The sequence below is a fragment of the Pseudomonas sp. zjy_15 genome, assembly GCF_043101865.1.
GTDB lineage: Bacteria > Pseudomonadota > Gammaproteobacteria > Pseudomonadales > Pseudomonadaceae > Aquipseudomonas > Aquipseudomonas putida_Y.
The window spans coordinates 45168-64130 of the sequence record NZ_JBICII010000095.1 but is presented as its reverse complement, the minus strand read 5'-3'; the positions used below and the strand labels follow the sequence as shown (position 1 = coordinate 64130).

The 18963-nt window shown below is 64.6% G+C and carries 17 protein-coding genes and 1 pseudogene; 6 read left to right on the top strand and 12 right to left on the bottom strand.

The features are described 5' to 3' along the window. Positions 1-168: 168 nt before the first annotated feature. Positions 169-1515 (bottom strand): glucarate dehydratase, encoded by a 1347-nt coding sequence (gene gudD / locus ACF8EF_RS17155; RefSeq protein WP_209963300.1) that lies wholly within the window; start codon positions 1513-1515, stop codon positions 169-171. Positions 1516-1534: 19 nt separating this feature from the next. Continuing rightward, complete coding sequence (locus ACF8EF_RS17150; RefSeq protein WP_392461690.1) at positions 1535-2887, bottom strand: MFS transporter; 1353 nt, start codon at positions 2885-2887, stop codon at positions 1535-1537. 258 nt (positions 2888-3145) lie between these two features. Between ACF8EF_RS17150 and ACF8EF_RS17145 the strand changes: the two genes are divergently transcribed. Then, entirely contained in the window at positions 3146-3847 is a 702-nt protein-coding gene (locus ACF8EF_RS17145; RefSeq protein WP_392461692.1) for a FadR/GntR family transcriptional regulator, read from the top strand. A 71-nt stretch (positions 3848-3918) separates the two neighbouring features. Here ACF8EF_RS17145 and ACF8EF_RS17140 read toward each other — a convergent pair whose 3' ends face one another. From ACF8EF_RS17140 to ACF8EF_RS17125, 4 genes are all read right to left on the bottom strand, one after another. Next, a complete protein-coding gene (locus ACF8EF_RS17140) occupies positions 3919-4929 on the bottom strand; it encodes an NAD(P)-dependent alcohol dehydrogenase (protein WP_392461694.1) in 1011 nt (336 codons plus the stop codon). A 164-nt stretch (positions 4930-5093) separates the two neighbouring features. Then, the gene (locus tag ACF8EF_RS17135; protein WP_021784364.1) at positions 5094-5684 is read right to left on the bottom strand and encodes an HAD family hydrolase; all 591 of its coding nucleotides are present in this window, start codon (positions 5682-5684) and stop codon (positions 5094-5096) included. After that, positions 5681-6550, bottom strand: a complete 870-nt coding sequence (tesB, locus tag ACF8EF_RS17130) for an acyl-CoA thioesterase II (protein ID WP_003249851.1) — start codon at positions 6548-6550, stop codon at positions 5681-5683. Before tesB ends, ACF8EF_RS17135 begins: the two co-directional genes overlap by 4 nt. 149 nt (positions 6551-6699) lie before the next feature. After that, entirely contained in the window at positions 6700-7269 is a 570-nt protein-coding gene (locus ACF8EF_RS17125; RefSeq protein WP_084851515.1) for a GNAT family N-acetyltransferase, read from the bottom strand. Positions 7270-7448: 179 nt separating this feature from the next. Between ACF8EF_RS17125 and ACF8EF_RS17120 the strand changes: the two genes are divergently transcribed. The 3 genes from ACF8EF_RS17120 to ACF8EF_RS17110 all read left to right on the top strand — a co-directional run bounded on the left by ACF8EF_RS17120 (position 7449) and on the right by ACF8EF_RS17110 (position 10654). Then, on the top strand, positions 7449-8135 hold the full coding sequence (locus ACF8EF_RS17120) for a histidine phosphatase family protein (protein WP_392461696.1): 687 nt from the start codon (positions 7449-7451) through the stop codon (positions 8133-8135). A 217-nt stretch (positions 8136-8352) separates the two neighbouring features. Beyond that, positions 8353-9267: a histone deacetylase gene (locus ACF8EF_RS17115; protein ID WP_021784367.1), complete on the top strand. Its 915-nt coding sequence runs from the start codon at positions 8353-8355 to the stop codon at positions 9265-9267. Between the two features lie 148 nt (positions 9268-9415). Beyond that, the gene (locus tag ACF8EF_RS17110; RefSeq protein ID WP_392461697.1) at positions 9416-10654 is read left to right on the top strand and encodes a TIGR03862 family flavoprotein; all 1239 of its coding nucleotides are present in this window, start codon (positions 9416-9418) and stop codon (positions 10652-10654) included. A 151-nt stretch (positions 10655-10805) separates the two neighbouring features. Here ACF8EF_RS17110 and ACF8EF_RS17105 read toward each other — a convergent pair whose 3' ends face one another. The 5 genes from ACF8EF_RS17105 to ACF8EF_RS17085 all read right to left on the bottom strand — a co-directional run bounded on the left by ACF8EF_RS17105 (position 10806) and on the right by ACF8EF_RS17085 (position 15269). Beyond that, positions 10806-12137, bottom strand: coding sequence for a DEAD/DEAH box helicase (locus tag ACF8EF_RS17105; protein ID WP_392461699.1), 1332 nt, complete (start codon positions 12135-12137; stop codon positions 10806-10808). 55 nt (positions 12138-12192) lie between these two features. Continuing rightward, complete coding sequence (yedA, locus tag ACF8EF_RS17100) at positions 12193-13113, bottom strand: drug/metabolite exporter YedA (RefSeq protein ID WP_176683232.1); 921 nt, start codon at positions 13111-13113, stop codon at positions 12193-12195. Between the two features lie 136 nt (positions 13114-13249). Further along, entirely contained in the window at positions 13250-13861 is a 612-nt protein-coding gene (locus tag ACF8EF_RS17095; protein ID WP_176683231.1) for a PolC-type DNA polymerase III, read from the bottom strand. Positions 13862-13870: 9 nt separating this feature from the next. Further along, on the bottom strand, positions 13871-14350 hold the full coding sequence (locus ACF8EF_RS17090) for an NYN domain-containing protein (protein ID WP_004576858.1): 480 nt from the start codon (positions 14348-14350) through the stop codon (positions 13871-13873). Positions 14351-14510: 160 nt separating this feature from the next. Continuing rightward, a complete protein-coding gene (locus ACF8EF_RS17085) occupies positions 14511-15269 on the bottom strand; it encodes a DUF2076 domain-containing protein (protein ID WP_176683230.1) in 759 nt (252 codons plus the stop codon). Positions 15270-15436: 167 nt separating this feature from the next. On the opposite strand from ACF8EF_RS17085, the gene ACF8EF_RS17080 reads away from it, so the two are divergent. Both ACF8EF_RS17080 and ACF8EF_RS17075 read left to right on the top strand, forming a co-directional pair. Next, positions 15437-16093, top strand: coding sequence for a YciC family protein (locus ACF8EF_RS17080; RefSeq protein ID WP_010955396.1), 657 nt, complete (start codon positions 15437-15439; stop codon positions 16091-16093). A gap of 85 nt (positions 16094-16178) precedes the next feature. After that, a complete protein-coding gene (locus tag ACF8EF_RS17075) occupies positions 16179-16697 on the top strand; it encodes a hypothetical protein (RefSeq protein ID WP_176683228.1) in 519 nt (172 codons plus the stop codon). 70 nt (positions 16698-16767) lie between these two features. Here ACF8EF_RS17075 and hrpB read toward each other — a convergent pair. Next, positions 16768-18927 (bottom strand): annotated as a pseudogene (hrpB, locus tag ACF8EF_RS17070) (ATP-dependent helicase HrpB); the annotation flags it as partial. Between the last annotated feature and the right edge of the window lie 36 nt (positions 18928-18963).

The window sequence follows — 18963 nt, the reverse complement described above, 5'->3', positions numbered from 1 at the left end:
GGTGGCGACGGTACCGATTGATGAATGCGGTGGCGGCTGCGGTGGTGAATGACTGGGGGGATTGGCCGGCAGGTCCGGCCCTTTCGCGGGTGAACCCGCTCCTACGACGGCGTGGCGACACCACCGGTTGATGTAGGAGCGGGCTTGCCCGCGAAGAGGCCAGCAGCCTCAACGCACCAGGCAAGGCCGTTTGTTATCGAAGCGCCAACCCGGAATCAGGAACTGCATCGCCACGCTGTCATCCCGCGCCCCCAGCCCCATGTTGCGGTAACACTCATGGGCCTTGGCCAGCTGGTCTTCATCCAGTTCCACGCCCAGGCCCGGCCGCGCCGGCACCCGCACATGCCCGTCGACAATGCGCAGGGGCTCACGGGTCAGGCGCTGGCCATCCTGCCAGATCCAGTGCGTATCGATCGCCGTGATTTCGCCCGGCGCCGCAGCCGCCACCTGGGTGAACATCGCCAGCGAAATGTCGAAGTGGTTGTTCGAGTGCGATCCCCACGTCAGGCCCCAGTCATTGCACATCTGCGCCACTCTTACCGAACCCTGCAAGGTCCAGAAGTGCGGATCGGCCAGCGGAATGTCCACCGACTGCAACTGAATGGCATGGCCCATCTGTCGCCAGTCGGTGGCAATCATGTTGGTCGCGGTAGGCAGGCCGGTGGCGCGGCGGAACTCGGCCATCACCTCGCGGCCCGAGTAACCGTTCTCGGCACCGCACGGGTCTTCGGCGTAGGCCAGTACATCGTGCTTGTCGCGGCACAGGGCGATGGCCTCCTTCAGCGACCACGCGCCATTGGGGTCGAGCGTGATGCGCGCTTCGGGGAAGCGTTCGGCCAGCGCTGTCACAGCCTCCATCTCTTCTTCACCGCGCAGCACACCGCCCTTGAGCTTGAAGTCGCTGAAGCCATAGCGCGCCTTGGCGGCCTCGGCCAGCCGCACCACTGCTTCCGGGGTCAGGGCCTTTTCGTGGCGCAGGCGGAACCAGTCGTCATCGCTGTCGGCTTCGTTGCGATAAGCCAGGTCGGTCTGCTGGCGGTCGCCGATGTAGAACAGGTAGCCGAGCATCTTCACCGCATCCCGTTGCTGCCCCTCGCCCAGCAGTGCCGCCATCGGCACGTTCAGGTGCTGGCCAAGCAGGTCGAGCAACGCCGACTCGATGGCCGTCACCGCATGCACGGTGATGCGCAGGTCGAAGGTCTGCAGGCCACGGCCTGCCGAGTCGCGGTTGGCGAAGGTCTGGCGCATGGCATTGAGCACACGCTGGTAGTGGCCGATCGGCTGGCCGACCACCAGGCTGCGGGCGTCCTCCAGGGTCTGGCGAATGTTCTCGCCGCCGGGCACTTCGCCCAGGCCGGTATTGCCGGCGCTGTCGCGCAGCACCACCACGTTGCGGGTGAAGTACGGGCCATGGGCGCCACTGAGGTTGAGCAGCATGCTGTCATGGCCGGCCACGGGGACCACGCGCAGGTCGGTGACCACCGGGGTGCTGGTGTGAAGGGTCTGCATATTCATGAGGGTTGTCTCGCAGTCATCAGTGGGTCTGGCCCAGGGCCGAAGGGGCCTTGAGGTCATCGGAAGGGACGCCCTTGGGGCGAATGCGTACGAAGAAGATGGCAATCGCCGCCAGCACCGAGGTCACTGCCAGGCCGTACAGCCCGCCTTGGATCGAGCCAGCCTGCTGCTCCAGCAAGCCGAAGGTGGTGGGGGCAACGAAACCGCCGAGGTTGCCGACCGAGTTGATCAGGGCAATCACCGCCGCAGCGATGCGGGCATCCAGGTAGCCCTGGGGGATTGGCCAGAACAGTGACGACGCTGACTTGAAGCCGATCGCGGCGAAGCACACAGCGACGAAGGCGAACACTGGCCCACCCGTAGTGGACATGAACATGCCCGTGGCAGCGACCAGCAGCGCGCCCGCCACCCAGGCCTGCTGGAACTTCCAGCGAGCGGAACCGGCGGCGAAGGCGTACATGGCCAGGATCGAGATCAGCCAAGGGATCGAGTTGAAGAAACCGACCTGCATGTCACTGAGGTCGCCCATACGCTTGATGATGCTAGGCAGCCAGAAGGTCGCAGCGTAGATGGTCAGCTGGATACAGAAGTAGATCAGGCAGAACAGCACGATCTGGCGGTCCTTGAGCAGGCGCCAGGCCGACGGCCTGACCGCGCCGATGGCCTCACGCGCTTGCTGCTCGCGGTCGATGGTGGCGACCAGCGCGTCCTGCTCGGCCTTGCTCAGCCATTTGGCGTCCTGCGGCTTCGAGTCCAGCCAGAAGAACACAAAGAAGCACAGCGCCACCGAGGCCATGCCTTCGATGAACAGCATCCACTGCCAGCCATGCAGGCCCAGGCCCTGGATCTGCATCAACGCCCCGGCCAGCGGCCCGGAAATCAGCGATGCCAGTGCAGAACCGCTGAGGAAGATAGCAATGGCCTTGCCGCGCTCGGCCGCAGGCAGCCAACGGGTGAAGTAGTAGATCACGCCAGGAAAGAAGCCGGCTTCGGCGACCCCGAGCAGAAAACGCAACACGTAGAACTGGGTTTCGTTCTGCACGAAGGCCATGGCCGTGGCCACCAGCCCCCAGGTAAACATGATACGGGTCAGCCACAGCCGGGCACCGACCTTTTGCAGCAGCATGTTCGAAGGTACTTCGAACAGCGCGTAACCGATGAAGAACAGCCCGGCACCAAAGCCAAAGGCCGCAGCGCTGATGCCCAGGTCGCTTTCCAGGTGCGGGCGGACGAAGCCAATGTTGACGCGGTCGAGGTAGTTGACGATGAACATGATGACGAACAGCGGCAGGACGTGGCGCTTGACCTTGGCCACGGCACTGGCCAACGCGTCGCCTTCATTCCGGGCAGACGGAGCGAGGGTGTCGTTCACTTGCGGATCTCCCACTAATTGTTTTTGTGCGGGTCGGGTTGTCTGACATGGCAGTGGGGAGGAGCTTATGCGCAGCGAAGTTGTACGACAAGATCATTAACGTCGGCAAAATAGCAATATACAAGCTGTCACAATGCTAATTTGATCCGAACGTGCAGAAACAGATCAATTACATGCTGAATTGGATGCGCGAAAAATCGGCAAAAAATTTTTCTATCGATTAACTTGTCGTACAAGTAATCAAGAAGCGAATCACTCATGGAACCCGAACACGCGCGCAAACGCGGCCATAGCCGTGCCCATGACCTGGTTTCCAGCCTGACCCAGCAAATTCTGCTGGGCACCTTCAAACCAGGCGACAAACTGCCTTCGGAAAACACCCTGGTGCGCGAGCACGGGGTCAGTCGCACGGTGGTTCGCGAAGCCTTGTCGAAGCTGCAGGCCTCTGGGCTGGTGGAGCCGCGCCACGGGATCGGTACGTTCGTGATGGAACGCCAGGCCCAGGCCGGCCTGCGCGTTGCGGCGGAGAGCGCGGCGAATGTGCGCGATCTGCTGGAGCTGCGTATTGGCCTTGAGGGCCAGGCTGCCGCGCTGGCCGCACTGCGTCGTGACGAGGGGCATCTGGCGCGCATGCGCCAGGCACTGGATGACTATCAGGACCTGGCCGCTGCCGGCGACAGCTGTATCGAAGCCGACCGGCGCTTTCACCTGCTGATTGCCGAGGCCACCGGCAATCTGTATTTCACCGAGATGCTGCTGCAACTGGGCAATGGTCTGATCCCGCGCAACCGCATGGCCAAGGCCGAGCGCGCGGGGGCCAAGCTGGCGCGGCAAGCGTACCTGGCCAACCTGGAGCATGAGGCGATCCTCAATGCCATCCGCCGACAAGACCCGGATGCGGCGCGGGCGGCGGTGTGCCTGCACCTGTCCAACAGCCGCGACCGGCTATTGCCGGACTGACTGTCAGGCAGTGCAAGACGAGGATAATGGCATGCAGGGTGGCCGTTACATCCAGCTACCCTGCCCTCACTTCACCAGGTCAGGCAGATCTTGCCGAAGTGCCGGTTGCTTTCCTGGTAACGGAACGCCTCGACGATCTGCTCCAGTTCGAAATGCTTGTCCACCACCGGCCGCAGGCCGTTGGCGTCGATCGCCCGCACCATCGCCTGCTGCTGCGCTCGGCTGCCAACCAGCACCCCTTGCAGCCGAATCTGCCGCACCAGCGCCTGCACCAGCGGCAACTGCCCGGCCACCCCGGTAAGGATGCCGATCAGCGAAACATGCCCGCCAATGCGCGCGGCAATCATCGACTGCTCCAGCGTCGCCGGGCCGCCCACTTCAATCACATGATCGACACCGCGGTTGCCAGTCAGCTCACGCACCTTCTCACCCCAGGCCGGGGTGCTCCTGTAGTTGATCAGGTGGTCGGCACCCAGAGCCTTCAGGCGCTCCAGCTTGGCATCGCTGGACGAGGTGGCGATCACGGTCGCACCCGCCAGCTTGGCGAACTGCAGGGCGAAAATCGACACACCGCCGGTCCCCTGCACCAGCACCGTGTCGCCGGGTTTGAGGTGATCATCGCTCATCAGCGCGCGCCAGGCGGTAAGGCCGGCGGTGGTCAGGGTGGCAGCCTCGGCATGGCTGAAACCCTGGGGTGCCAGGGTGAAGGCGCTGGCGCGGGCAGTCACCTGCTCACGGGCGTAGCCGTCGATGCCGTCGCCGGGCACCCGGGCAAAGCCCTCGACATTGGCCTGGCCATCGAGCCAGTCGGGGAAGAAGGTGCTGACCACATTGTCGCCGACCTGGAACTCAGTGACGCCAGCCCCCACCGCAACCACCTCGCCGGCGCCATCGGCCATGGGGATGCGTCGCTCGCTCGGGCCCCACATGCCGCTGACCACGGCGAAATCGTGGTAGTTGAGGGAACTGGCGTGCAGGCGCACGGTAATCTCGCCGGCCTGGGGGGCCTGGGCCTCGCAGGTGCCGACCTCGACTTTGTCGTAGCCGCCGCCGGGTTTTACGTAGATGGCCTTGCTGCTCATGGGTGGGTCTCCGTATCAGAGCAAAGAATGGGGTTCAGCATAGACAGATCCGGCCCTTTCGCGGGCACGCCCGCCCTGACAGGGGCACCACAGGCCCCGAGACGTGCGCAATACCTGTGGGAGCGGGCGTGCCCGCGAAGAGGCCCGCATGGCCAACACACGCATCAGCCCAGCATCACCTTCAACGCCCGGCAATCCGCCGCATGCCAATCCACCAGCTCTGGCCAGGGGTTGTCCGGCAGGTTCACCAGCACCGTGCGTGCTCCTGCAGCCCGCCCACAGTCCAGGTCAAAGCGGTAATCCCCCACCATCACCAGTTCGCTCGGTGTCACGCCCCAGGCGCTGGCAATCTTCAGCAGCCCATCCGGGCTCGGCTTGGGCGCAGCCTCGTCACGCCCAAGAATATGTTCCACCGGGAAGCAGTCCGCCAGGCCGATGGCCTCCAGCGTTACATGCGCAAGCTCACGCGCATTGCGGGTCAGAATACCCAGCCGGCACCCGCGCTCGGCCAACTCGCGCACCAGTTCCACCGCCCCGGTGGCCGCCGTGGAGGCCGTTGCCAGGTCCCTTTCGTGTTCCAGCAACCAGGCATGCTTGGCCGCCGCTTCCGCCGCCGGCAAGGCCGCCAGGTGGGTGAGGATGTCGTGTTCGGCCGGGATGTCCAGCGCCACCCGAATGGCGGCGAAGTCGTGCACGGCCACGGTCAGGGTGCCGTCCATGTCGAACACCCAGTTGCGCACCTCGCCCAGGCTCATGCCCAGTCCTTGCGATGGCGAATCAGGCCTTCCTGGCTCGACGATGCCACCAGCTGCCCGGCCTGGTTGAAAATGCTGCCGCGGCAGAAACCACGGGAATTGCCGGCCCAGGGGCTATCGGTGGCGTACAGTAGCCACTCGTCGGCGCGCAGGTTGCCGTGAAACCACAGCGAATGGTCGAGGCTGGCGATCTGCATGTCGCGCTGCCACACCGATTTGCCATGGGGCAGCAACGCCGTGGTCAGCAGGCCGAAGTCCGAGGCGTAGGCCAGCATGTACTTGTGCAGGGCAGGCACGTCAGGCAGGTTGCCGTCGGCGCGGAACCAGGCGTATTTCACCGGGTCGCCCGGCTTGGGGTTGAACGGGTCGCGCTCGGTGACCGGGCGGATCTCGATCGGCTTGGCGCACAGCACCTTGTCGCGGATGCGCTCAGGCAACTGGTCAGCCATGGCACGGGCCAGTTCCACCTCGGTAGGCAGGTTTTCCGGGCCGACCACGTCAGGCATCTGCGCCTGGTGCTCGAAGCCTTCCTCGTCGTACTGGAACGACGCGCTGCAGGTGAAGATGGTCTGGCCCTTCTGGATCGCCGTCACCCGCCGTGTACTGAAGCTGCCGCCATCGCGCACCCGGTCCACCGAGTACACCACTGGAAGGCTGGCATCGCCCGGGCGCAGGAAGTAGCCGTGCAACGAATGCACATGGCGCGCGTCCTCGACGGTCTGACTGGCAGCCGACAACGACTGGCCCAGCACCTGCCCACCGTAAAGCTGGCGGAAGCCCAGGTCCTGGCTACGTCCACGGAACAGGTTCTCCTCGATGGATTCGAGGCTCAACAGGTCGACCAGGTCGTCCAACACATGACTCATCGGGGGATCTCCGTAGGAGCGAGCCTAGCTCGCGATGCGCCGCCCGAGCGGCGCTCGATTTCACAGGCGCTGAACGTGTTACGGGCAAGCGCCTTCCAAGTAGGCAAATGATACAGCGTTTGTCATTCGTGCCGGGCATGGCCGTGCATTCAGGCGCGCAGGGTGCGCTCCCAGTGCGCGCGGTCAATGCGGTACAGCACATGCGGGCGCAGTGGGTGGCCAATGGGCAGGCGGGGGTGCTCGAAACTGCCGTGTGGGTCCTGCTGCATGCCGATGGCCTGCATGACCTTCTGCGACGGCAGGTTGCATTCGCTAGTGAACGACACGACCTCCTCCAGGCGCAATTGGGCAAAAGCACAACGCAGGCAGGTCCACGCCGCTTCGCTGGCAAAGCCAAGGCCCCAGTGGCGGCGGGCCAGGCGCCAGCCAATCTCTACGGCGGGGGTGAAATCGGCGTCAAAGCCCACGTGCAGCAAGCCAGTCATGCCGATGAACGCGCCGCTGTCCTTGCGCTCCAGGGCCCACAAACCAAAACCGTATTCATTGAAGTGCCCACGCACCCGGCCGATCAACGCAGCGGCCTCAAGACGCGTCAACGGCGCCGGAAAGTAACGCATTACCTGCGGGTCGGCGCACAGCGCGGCGAACTCGCGCAGGTCGTCGTCATGCCATTGGCGCAGCACCAGCCTTGCGCTTTCCAGTTCAAGAATAGGGGTCATCGGGCCTGCTCCGGTTTTGCCGTGTTGCAGTTTACAGCGTAGGCGCGGGCGCGGGTTTCACCCAGCCGGTAGTAGCCGAATGCAATTTTCACACGCCCTTCACCGGCCCCCGACAGGCCACTTGGCAGGATGCCGCCATCCCTGCCGTGCCAAGCACGGCCATGCCAACGGAGCCACGCATGCAATCGAGCAATACCCTGGGGCACTCCGCCATTCACGCCCGGCGCAAGCGACGCCTGACCCGCAAAGCCCTCGGAGCCGCCCTGGGCCTGTGCATGGTCGTGGCGGCGTTGACCACCTGGCTGGCGACGAGGACGCATATCGTGGACCTTGGCAACGAGCAACAACTGAGTGACAGCGGCCTGCTGCAGGACTGGGCCGAAGGTGCGGTGATCGTGATGATCCGCCACGCCGAACGCTGCGACAGCGCCCCCGGCCCTTGCCTGGACGACCCTACGGGTATCACCCTGAGCGGTAGCCAGGCTGCCGCCCGCGTTGGCCTGGGGCTGCACCGGCTGGGCCTGAACAACGCCGACTTGCTCACCAGCCCGAAACGGCGCACCCGGCAAACCGCGCACTTCATCCTCGGCCAGGCGGTGGCCAGCGAAGACTGGCTGGAAAGCTGCGACAGCCAGTTCGCCAACGAAGCGCTTGCACACAAACGCGCGGGCCACAACCTGGTGCTGGTGACTCACAACGGCTGCATCGACCACTTTGCCCGCCAGCAGCACGTTGCCGGCGGCGAACGTCAAAGCAACTATGCCAGCGCCCTGTTCGTATCGGTGGATGGCAATGGCAAGGCACGCATCCTGGGGCGCCTGAACGAACCGGACTGGCAACGGGTATTGGCCAGCACAGGAAAATAGCGGCCATCTCTGTGGGAGCGGCCTTGTGTCGCGATTGGGCTGCGCAGCAGCCCCAGCAATGTGTGCATCTGCGCTGAAATTTTGGGGCTGCTGCGCAGCCCAATCGCGACACAAGGCCGCTCCCACAAAGGGCCGGTACCGGCGCAAGAAACAGGTACTCCCATTACAGTCACCCGTCATGGCAAGATCAGCACTGGCCCTGATTACGACCTCAACCATGCCGTTGCCGCTGATCTACCACGAAGATTACAGCCCGGAGTTCCCCGCCGAACACCGCTTCCCAATGGACAAGTTCCGACTGCTGCACGACCACCTGGTCGGCAGCGGGCTGACCACCGACCAGGCCCTGCTGCGCCCGGACATCTGCCCCAACGACATCCTCGCCCTGGCCCATGACCGCAGCTACATCGAGCGCTACATGAACGGCGAGCTGTCGCGCGAGGACCAGCGCCGCCTCGGCCTGCCCTGGAGCGAGGCCCTGGCCCGGCGTACCGTGCGCGCCGTCGGCGGCTCACTGCTGACTGCCGAGATGGCGCTGCAGCACGGCATCGCCTGCCACCTCGCCGGTGGCACCCACCACGCTCATTACGACCACCCCGCCGGCTTCTGCATTTTCAACGACCTGGCGGTCATCAGCCGCTACCTGCTGGAAGCAGGCCGGGTACACCGGGTGCTGATCTTCGATTGCGACGTGCACCAGGGTGACGGCACCGCGCGCATCCTGCACGACACGCCTGAGGCCATCACCGTGTCGCTGCACTGCGAACAGAACTTCCCCGCCCGCAAGGCACAAAGCGACTGGGACATCCCTCTGCCCCGAGGCATGGGCGACGCGGCCTACCTGAAGGTGGTGGACGACGCCCTCAACTACCTGCTGCCGCTTTATCAACCCGACCTGGTGTTGTATGACGCCGGTGTCGATGTGCACAAGGACGACGCCCTGGGCTACCTGCAACTGACCGACGCAGGCGTTGCCGCCCGTGACGAAGCCGTGCTGCGCCATTGCCTGGGCCGCGATATCCCGGTGGTGGGCGTGATCGGCGGAGGCTACAGCAAGGACCGCACAGCCCTGGCCAAACGCCACGGCATCCTTCACCACAGCGCCGCACGTGTCATGGGTTGTTCACAATGACTGTGGAACCGCTTGTGGATAACCTGCGCGAAAGCCGCTGTAGCCCTTTACTGGCAAGGCCTGCGTGACGCTGGCTATTTTTTGACCAGTGCTTCCGTGGGCAGCGCTGCGGTAGAATGCGCCTCTTTTCCACAGCCTGCTGCCCACCATGCCCGATCTGAACCCCGCATCCCCTCCTCCCGCTGTCGTCATCGGTGGCGGCCCCGCCGGCCTGATGGCTGCCGAAGCACTGGCCAACGCAGGCCTGGCGGTCGAGGTGTTCGATGCCATGCCTTCGGTTGGGCGCAAGTTCCTGCTGGCGGGTGTCGGCGGCATGAACATCACCCATTCCGAGCCCTACCCGGCGTTCGTGGCCCGCTATGCCGAACGCCAGGGCGAAATCGAGGCCCTGCTACGCGACTTCGATGCTGACGCGTTGCGCCAGTGGATTCATGCTTTGGGCATCGAAACCTTCGTCGGCACCTCGGGCCGGGTGTTCCCCACCGACATGAAAGCCGCACCGTTGCTGCGTGCCTGGCTCAAGCGCCTGCGCGACAGCGGGGTAGTTATCCACACCCGCCATCGCTGGCTGGGCTGGAACACCGATGGCAGCTTGCGAATTGCTTATCCACAGGGCGAACGGCAGGTGAAAGCCTCGGTCGTGGTGCTGGCGCTGGGTGGCGCCAGCTGGGCACGCTTGGGTTCTGACGGCAGCTGGCAACCGCTGCTGGCAGAACGGGCTGTGGATATCTCGCCTTTGCAGCCGAGCAACTGCGGTTTTGAAGTAGAGGGCTGGAGCGCGCTGCTCAAGGACAAGTTCGCGGGCGCACCGCTGAAGAACATCGCCCTCAGTGTCCCGGGCAGCACACCGCGCAAGGGCGAGTTCATCCTCACCGCTCAAGGTGTGGAAGGCAGCCTGGTGTATGCCTGGTCGGCACCGGTACGCGAGGCCATCCACCGTGAAGGCCGCGGGGTACTGTTGCTCGACCTGCTGCCGGACAAGCCTGTGGACAAGATTGCCCAGGCGTTGGCCAAACCACGCGGTTCACGCTCCATGGCCAAGCACCTGCACAGCCAGCTGGGGATTGATGGGGTCAAGGCCGCACTGCTGCGCGAACTGACCGATCAGGCGACCTTTGCCGACGTTGATGCTTTGGCCCGGGCCATCAAGGCATTGCCCATCACCCTGGTACGCACGCGGCCGCTGGATGAAGCGATCAGCAGTGCCGGCGGGGTCCGCTTCGAGGGGCTGGATGAGGGATTGATGGTAAAGGGCATGCCGGGGGTATTCTGTGCCGGCGAGATGCTGGACTGGGAGGCGCCAACCGGGGGGTATCTGCTCACGGCGTGCTTTGCCAGCGGCTTGCGCGCCGGGCGGGCAGCGGCGGATTGGGTGCGGGCTTCCTGACAGCTTGCCGGGGCTGCTTCCACAAGTACTGCATCAATCCAGATTGCGCAGCCCATGTGGGAGCAACTGTCTTGCTCAATTTCTGAAAGCTGGCGCGATTGTGTGGGAGCGGCCTGGCGTCGCGAAAGGGCCGCAAAGCGGCCCCAAAACCTCAAGGCTTACGCTTGCGCGGCCCACCATTGAAGCTCGGCACCTTGCGTACAGCCTTCACCGCCGGTTCCGCACTGCCGGCTTCAGTGCTGTCCATCCAACGCCCCAGCCCGCGCTTGGCGCTGTTTTCTTTCGGCTTCTTGGGCTTCTTCGGTTTCTTGATAACCTGCCCGCTGGCATCGGTCATCGGCACCCGGTGCTCGGGGATGAAATCCGGCTCTTCGTGACGCGGCAGGGTCTGCCGGGTCAACACCTCGATAGACGCCAGCAGTTGCACTTCATCCGCACACACCAGCGAAATCGCCTCGCCCTTGTTGCCCGCCCGCCCGGTACGCCCGATGCGGTGCACGTAGTCTTCGGCAACGATCGGCAGGTCGAGGTTGACGACCAGCGGCAAGTCATCGATATCCAGGCCACGGGCCGCCACATCGGTCGCCACCAGCACTTGCACCTCACGGGCCTTGAAGCTGTCCAGCGCACGCTGCCGGGTCGCCTGTGGGCGATCACCGTGGATGCCATCGGCATTCACGCCTTCGGCCAGCAAGCGCTCCACCAGTTGATCGACGCCATTACGGGTCTTGGCGAACACCAGCACCTGCTTCCAGCGCTGTTTGCGCAGCAGGTGGCAGAACAGGTCGGCCTTGCGCTTCTTGTCCACAGGCACCAGCCACTGCTTGACGCTGGTGGCCGCGGCGTTGCGCGGGCTCACTTCGATACTGAGCGGGTCATTCAGCGCAAGCCCCGCCAGCATGCGAATCTGATCAGAGAAAGTGGCGGAAAACAGCAGCGTCTGGCGCTTGCGCGGCAGTGCCGCATACACCGACTGCAGCTCTTCGGCAAAGCCCAGGTCAAGCATGCGGTCGGCTTCATCCAGCACCAGGGTCTGCACCTGGTTGAACTTCACGGCGTTCTGCCGGAACAGGTCGAGCAAGCGGCCAGGTGTAGCCACCAGCAGGTCGACACCACGACGCAGGCGCATCATCTGCGGGTTGATACTGACCCCGCCATACACCGCGTAAGTACTCAGCGGCAGGTTCTCGGCGTATTCGCGCACGTTGTTGTGCACCTGCTCGGCCAGCTCGCGGGTGGGTACCAGCACCAAGGCGCGGATCGAATTACTGGCCACCTTCTCGCCCTCCAGCGCCAGGCGCTGCAGCACAGGCAGGGCGAAGCCTGCGGTCTTGCCGGTACCGGTCTGGGCTGCGGCCATCAGGTCGCGGCCGGCCAGCACGGCGGGGATGGCTTTGGCCTGCACTGGGGTCGGGGTGGTGTAGTCCAGTTGCTGCAGCGTGCGCAGCAGCGGTTCGATCAGGCCGAGTTTGGCGAAATTCATGGCAATACCGTCAGGGGGTTCAGCGAAGGCGGCAAGTTTACCGCATCGCCCCTGCCTACTTGCAGATTTCACCTTTCAACGGTGGCACAGTTACGGGCGCCTTGCGCCACTGTGGCAGGCCGATCAGCACCACCGCGCCGATGATCACTGCCATCGCCACGCACTCTTCAGCGCCAATCTGCTCACCGGCAAAGACGATACCCAGCAGCACCGCCACCGCCGGGTTGACGTAGGCGTAGCTGGTGGCCGCTGCCGGGCGCACGTGCTTGAGCAGGTACATGTAGGCACTGAACGCCAGGATCGAACCGAAGAACACCAGGTAGGCCAACGCCCCCCAGCCAGCAGCGGTCGGCAGCTGTGTCATGCGTTCGCCCGACAGCACACTGCCCAGCAACAGCACCGCACCCCCGACCAGCATTTCCGCTGCGCTGGCCATCGGCCCCTGGGGCAGCGGCAAGGTCTTGCTCCACACCGAGCCGAATGCCCAGGACGCCGCCGCGAAGATGATCAGCGCCGCACCTATCGGGCTTGCCTGCAGGTTGGAACCCAGGTTCAGCAGGCCGATGCCCACCAGCCCAAGGGCGATCCCCGCCCATTCCAGCTTGGAATTGCGGTGCCCGAACAACAGGCCGAACAGCAAGGTGAACAGCGGCACCGTCGCCACTGCCAAAGCCGCCACGCCCGAAGCCACACCCGCATGCTCGGCCACGGTCACCCCGCCGTTGCCACAACTGAGCAGCAAGAAACCGATCGCCCCTGCCGCCCGCCATTGCGGCCAGGTAGGTGCCGGCACGCCGCGCCAACGCAGGAAGCCGTATAGCAGCCCCCCGGCGATCAGGAAGCGCACCCCGGCCATGAGCATTGGAGGCCAGCTCTCGACGCCGATGCGAATGAACAGGTAAGTGGAACCCCAGACCAGATAAAGGGCCAGGAAGGCGCCAATCAGCAACAGCGGGAAACGACGGGAGGCAGGCATGGGGAAAACTCGAAATCCATTTACGGGTGGCTCAGTTTAACGGCCTGCCTGAGTGAAGGTACGTTACAGAACGGGTGCAAATGAGCGGCACAATTCTGGTGCGTGCGGCGCAGGCGACACCCCAGACGATCACCTGCTAGCCCTGACGATACTTGGCCAGCGCTTCGCGCACCTTCGCAGCCGGGGTTTTCTGCAGCCGGCAAAGCAGCTCGTGCGACAGTTGCTGAACCCCGTGGTCCTGGTGCAACACACCCGCCAGATGCTGCAGCAGGTTGGCGGCCATTTCGGCATCGGCCATGGCCCGGTGCGCGGTGCCCGTGTCAGGCAACCCAGCCCAGCGTGTCAAAGTGCCCAGCTTGTGGTTGGGCGCGGTGGGCAGCAGGCGCCGTGACAGCAACAGGGAACACGCGAAGGACTGGCTGCGGCTGCGGCCAATACGGCCCAGCTCATAGTCCCAGAACTTCTGGTCGAAAGCAGCGTTGTGCGCCAACAATGGGGTGCTACCGACGAACTCGGCCACCTCGTTCATCACTTTGTCCACCGGCGGCGCACCACGCAGCATGGCGGTGGTGATGCCGGTCAGCCCTGCGACGAAGGCCGGCACCGGCACACCGGCGTTCATCAGGCTCTGGTAGCGCTCGACAATGCGCCCACCCTCGAGCATTACCACCGCCACCTCGGTGGCACGGCAGCCGGTACCGGGGGAAATGCCGGTGGTTTCAAAGTCGATGACAGCGATACGTTCCATGAAAAGACCTTAGTGTTTGAGCAACAGCGCGCCTTCGATGGGCACGTAGCGGGTGGCAGCACGGATCAGTGACAACGCCGTCAGCCCCGGCACGCCATACACCACCGCTTCGGTGCCATGGCGCTGGATTACCCGCTCCAGCAGCAGGTCGAAGTCACCGTCGCCGGAGGCCAGCACCACCTGGTCGACCCGGCTGGCCGCGTCGATCACATCCAGGGTAATGCCCACATCCCAGTCGCCTTTGGCCGAGCCATCGCTGCGCTGGATGAACGGTTTGAGGCGCACATCGAAACCGAGGTTGCGCAAGATCTGCTGGAACTGCTGCTGTTTGCTGTCGCCACGGTCGATGGCATAGGCCACGGCCTCGACGATCTGGCCTTCGCGGCTGACGTCAGCCCACAGGGCGGTGTAGTTGAAGTGGCAGCCGTGGGCCTGGCGTACGGTGTAGTAGAGGTTCTGCACATCGGCGAACAGCGCGATCTTTTTCACCTGGGAACCTCATTTGGCCTGGAGTGCTGGGGGGGGCTGCTGCGCAGCCCTTCGCGGGCACGCCCGCTCCCACAGGTATCGCGCGTACATCTGTGGGAGCGGGCGTGCCCGCGAAGGGGCGCAAAGCGCCCCCGGAAATGCCAGCAGTATGCCAGACCTGTCAGACGAACGAGTCGTCGTCCGAGAAGAACCCGCCATCATCGCTGCCGTAATCACTGTCGGCGTAACCGCCCTGGTCACTGCCCCAGCCACCGTTGTCAGCCACCTGCTGCTGCCCGCCCTGATCGTTCCAGCCGCCACTGTCACTGGCTGGTACCGGCTCTTCCTTGATGACCTCGACCACTTCCTCCGGTTGCGAGTTGTGGTTGAACAGGCTGCTGATACCCTGCGCCAGCAACACACCACCTGCCACGCCGGCGGCAGTCTGCATGGCCCCGCCAAGGAAGCTGCTGGCCCCACTGCGCGCAGGCGCGGCGCCATAGCCAGGCTGCGGCGCCTGAGGCCGGGCGAAACCAGGTGCCGACGGCTCGCGCCAGCCACCACCGGACGCTACTGGGGGCGCCGAAGGACGCTGTGGCTGCACCGCCGGGGCCGCGTTGCGCCCACCCGAACCAAAGATGCCGGACAAGAAGCCACCCCCGCCATTGCTCGGCGCACTGCTGGCGGCTTGTGCCACCTGAGCCTGGGCACGTGCCTGTTGCAGCTCGGCTTGCAGCTGCTTGTTCTGTTCGTCGAGGCGCTTGATCGCGGCCTCCTGCACCAGAATCGCCTGGGTCATGTAGTAAGGCGCCGCCGGTTGCTGACGCACGTGCTGCTCGATACACGCCTGGGCTTGCGCGTCACGCGGCTGGCTCGGGTCTTCGGCTTGCTTGAGACGGCCGAACAGGCCGTCGATCAGGGTTTGTTCTTCAGTGTTCATGGGGCGACCTCGTGGGGTAGCGGGACAACGGACAGCGTCAAAGATGGGGCGTACAGGCGCGGGATTCAATCACTGCTGCGGTGAAACTTTTTTCAGCAAGTGACAGCCCCAGGCCTGCTTTGGGCTAAAGTTAGGCCCCTGTTTTTACTGCCATGCGATGTTGACTGATGAATCCGCTGAGCGTTCTGCGCGACTCCCTGTACTTCTTCCGCCGTCACCTGCCAAACATCCTCCAGCTGTGCCTGCCGCTGGTGGTCGTGGAAGCCCTGCTCACCCAGTTGCTGGACCGACAGCTGGGCGACCAGGCATCACCGGCCTACGGCATGCTGGTCAGCCTGTTGTTCTACCCGTTGTACAGCGCAGCCCTGATCCTGTACCTGGACACGCGCAGCAACGGCCAGGAAATCGCCAAGCGCGACCTGTTCGCCCGCGCCCTGCAGTTGTGGCCACAACTGGCCCTGCTGATCCTGATCAGCTCGCTGCTGATCATGGCCGGCCTTGCGCTGTTCATCTTCCCGGGGGTGTGGATCATGATCAACCTGGTGTTCGCCGAGTACCTGCTGGTACTGCGCGGCCGGCCGGTGGTGCAGGCGATGCGCGAAAGCGCGAGCATGACCACCGGGCACTTCATGCGCATCATGATCTGCGTTTTAGGCGTGCTGGCGCCGATCTGGCTGATCGACGGGCTGCTGTTGATGGCCTTCCCCGAGCCATCACCAGGGATGGAACTGGCCATGGACAGCCTCAGCGGCTTCCTGCAGTTGTTCAGCACCGTGGTGCTGTATCGCCTGTTCATGTTGCTGGAAGGTGAAGCCAGCACCTGAGGCCACCGGGGAATGTTTTCGATCTGCCGGCTGCCCAGCCTTGGCGCCAGAGTGCACACCCTCAACGCCATTCAAGGAGTGCACCATGAACGAAACCATCAAGGCAGGGTACGCCCGGTCATTTCGCGGCCAACTGTACATGCGCGCCGTCGACCGAGACATCCCGCTGCGCCTCAGCCGCAGTACAGACAAATTCGGCTGGGGCATTACCCCCGAGGATGACTGGTTGCAGGCGGGAGGTAGGCAGGACTCGCCGGTGATGGACTTTCATTACCACTCGCGGACCAACGATCGCCTGCACTACCGCATCAGCATGCCAGGGCGCCCGGAGACCAAGAAGCTAGGATTCAGCCGCAATGGCTATCTGGGCTTCTACTGGCATGCAGAGGTTGGCGAATACTGGAAAATCGAGCCGCTGGCGCTGACAGATGAAGGCCTTGTCTGCCATCTGCGCGACCAGCGGGGCTACAGGGTCGGCGCCCTCACGGATACGCCGCACAGGAGTGGGGAGTGGGTAGCCTGGCTCAACGTCGAGGAAGGCGAAGTGATCACGTTCCTGTTGAGGCAGGCAGATCGAGCTTCACTGACGGGGGCAATACGATAAATGGCACGACCACTGACACGTCGTGGCCAGAGCATGATTTTTCGGCCTGCCCCGCACTCGGTGGTGTGCATCAGCTCCCTCTCGGCTTGGCCCTGGCGGTAGCCTCGGCCACCAGAGGGTCGTCCGGCCAGTAGTGCTTCGGATATCGCCCTTTCAGGTCTTTCTTCACCTCGGCATAGGTCGTGCGCCAGAAACTGGCCAGGTCCTGGGTCACCTGCACCGGCCGACGCGCCGGTGACAGCAGGTGCAGCTTGACCTGCTGCCGGCCATTGGCGATGCGCGGGGTGTCGGCAAGGCCGAACAGTTCTTGCAGACGCACGGCGAGAATCGGCGGGGTTTCGCTGTAATCCAGGCGGATGTTCGAGCCGGACGGCACGGCCAAATGCGCCGGGGCCTGTTCTTCCAGGCGTTGCGGCAGCGGCCAGGGCAGCAGGTTACGCAGCATCGACGGCAAGTCCAGCGCGGCAAAGTGGCTGAGACGCGATACTTTGCTCAGGTAAGGCTGTAGCCAGTCTTCCAGGCTGGCCAGCAGGGCCTCGTCCCCCAGGTCAGGCCATTCACTGTGGCCATCCTTCTCCAGGTCGAGCTGACGCAGCAGTGCCACACGTGCCTGCCATTGCCGCAGCTCGGGCGTCCAGGTCAGCAGGTTCAAACCTTTGCGCCGGACCAGGCCAAGCAGCGCTCGGGCCCTGGCTTCGTCATCCAGCCCGGGCAGCGGCTCGCGGCTGAGGACCAGTTCGCCAACCTTCACCTGGCGCTCGGCGCGCAACACCTGCTCGCGCTCGTCCCAATCGAGGATATCGAACCGCTCGACCTGCTCGGCCAGTACACCCTCGAGCAACGCCGGATCGAATTCGGCTGCCAGATAGATCCGCTCCTCACGCTGCCCCTGGCGGCTACCCAGGTCGGCGATCACCAGCCATGGGCACTTCATCAAGGCATCGACTTCGCCAAACAGGGCCGCACGGCCGTTGGCGAGCCGATACTCAGCCCCACCCGCCCGGCGCTGCTGGGCGACCCGGTCAGGGTAGGCCAGCGCCAGCAGGGCGCCCAACCAGCGAGGGTGGTCCGGGTCGGCGACCGGCGCACCAACCTTGCCACGCAACAGGCCACGGTATTGCCGGGCCAGCTGGCGAGCACGCTGCACCCCACCCTGGCCGCCACGCGCAGCCTTGCTCTCACCGCTGACCAGCGCAAGGCGGCTGTGCAAGTCGGCACCACCGCCGCGCTGAATGTCCCGCTCCCCCAGCAGTGCAGCCACATCGCATGCCATCTGTGCCAGGCCCAGGTCCTGACCGCGCAGCAACAAGTGCGCGATGCGTGGGTGAGCCGGCAGTTCGGCCATGGCCTGGCCATGTTCGCTGAGGTTGTCGCGGCTGCCCGGCTTGAAGGCGCTGAGTCGCGCCAACAGGTCCTGCGCCTGAGCGAACGCTGCAGCCGGTGGCTGGTCGAGCCAACGCAACTGCTCGGGGGTTACACCCCAGCGGGTCAGTTGCAGGGCCAGCCCGGCCAGGTCGGCCTGGAGGATCTCGGCACTGCCATGGGCGGCCAACTGGTCATGCTGGGCCTCGGACCAAAGGCGGTAGCACACGCCGGGCTCCAGACGGCCGGCACGCCCGGCGCGTTGGGTGGCACTGGCGCGGGAAATGCGCTGGGTGTCCAGGCGGGTCATGCCGCTGCCGGGGTCGAAGCGCGGCACCCGGGCCAGCCCTGCGTCGATCACCACGCGCACGCCATCGATGGTCAGGCTGGTTTCGGCGATGTTGGTGGCCAGCACCACCTTGCGCAGGCCCTTGGCCGGCGGGTCGATAGCGGCGCGCTGGGCATTGAGGTCGAGCTCGCCATGCAACGGGCACAGCAGAATCTCGGGGCGTGCCCCCAGGGCGTCCTGAAGGCTTTGGTGAACCCGGCGGATCTCGGCTTGCCCAGGCAGGAACACCAGCACGCTGCCGGTCTGGTCGGCCAGCGCATGCAGCACGCTGTCCACCACCCGTGGTTCGATGAACTCGCCTGGCTGGAACGGCCGCCCCCAGCGGATATCCACCGGATGCATGCGCCCTTCACTGCTGACCACCGGGGCATCGTTCAACAGCCGCGACAGGCGCTCGCCTTCCAGCGTCGCCGACATCAGCAGAATCTTCAGGGGCGGGTCGTCACGAAGCAACTCGCGGCCGTTAAGGCTCAGCGCCAGGGCCAGATCGGCATCCAGGCTACGCTCGACGATTTTGTCATTTACACAGCCTTGTCAGATTTGTCAGACTATAGA

Excerpts from the sequence above, each read along its gene's own strand:
- gudD (WP_209963300.1), bottom strand. The coding sequence starts at position 1,515 with ATGAATATGCAGACCCTTCACACCAGCACCCCGGTGGTCACCGACCTG.
- ACF8EF_RS17145 (WP_392461692.1), top strand. The coding sequence starts at position 3,146 with ATGGAACCCGAACACGCGCGCAAACGCGGCCATAGCCGTGCCCATGAC.
- ACF8EF_RS17140 (WP_392461694.1), bottom strand. The coding sequence starts at position 4,929 with ATGAGCAGCAAGGCCATCTACGTAAAACCCGGCGGCGGCTACGACAAA.
- ACF8EF_RS17135 (WP_021784364.1), bottom strand. The coding sequence starts at position 5,684 with ATGAGCCTGGGCGAGGTGCGCAACTGGGTGTTCGACATGGACGGCACC.
- tesB (WP_003249851.1), bottom strand. The coding sequence starts at position 6,550 with ATGAGTCATGTGTTGGACGACCTGGTCGACCTGTTGAGCCTCGAATCC.
- ACF8EF_RS17125 (WP_084851515.1), bottom strand. The coding sequence starts at position 7,269 with ATGACCCCTATTCTTGAACTGGAAAGCGCAAGGCTGGTGCTGCGCCAA.
- ACF8EF_RS17120 (WP_392461696.1), top strand. The coding sequence starts at position 7,449 with ATGCAATCGAGCAATACCCTGGGGCACTCCGCCATTCACGCCCGGCGC.
- ACF8EF_RS17115 (WP_021784367.1), top strand. The coding sequence starts at position 8,353 with ATGCCGTTGCCGCTGATCTACCACGAAGATTACAGCCCGGAGTTCCCC.
- ACF8EF_RS17110 (WP_392461697.1), top strand. The coding sequence starts at position 9,416 with ATGCCCGATCTGAACCCCGCATCCCCTCCTCCCGCTGTCGTCATCGGT.
- ACF8EF_RS17105 (WP_392461699.1), bottom strand. The coding sequence starts at position 12,137 with ATGAATTTCGCCAAACTCGGCCTGATCGAACCGCTGCTGCGCACGCTG.
- yedA (WP_176683232.1), bottom strand. The coding sequence starts at position 13,113 with ATGCCTGCCTCCCGTCGTTTCCCGCTGTTGCTGATTGGCGCCTTCCTG.
- ACF8EF_RS17095 (WP_176683231.1), bottom strand. The coding sequence starts at position 13,861 with ATGGAACGTATCGCTGTCATCGACTTTGAAACCACCGGCATTTCCCCC.
- ACF8EF_RS17085 (WP_176683230.1), bottom strand. The coding sequence starts at position 15,269 with ATGAACACTGAAGAACAAACCCTGATCGACGGCCTGTTCGGCCGTCTC.
- ACF8EF_RS17080 (WP_010955396.1), top strand. The coding sequence starts at position 15,437 with ATGAATCCGCTGAGCGTTCTGCGCGACTCCCTGTACTTCTTCCGCCGT.
- ACF8EF_RS17075 (WP_176683228.1), top strand. The coding sequence starts at position 16,179 with ATGAACGAAACCATCAAGGCAGGGTACGCCCGGTCATTTCGCGGCCAA.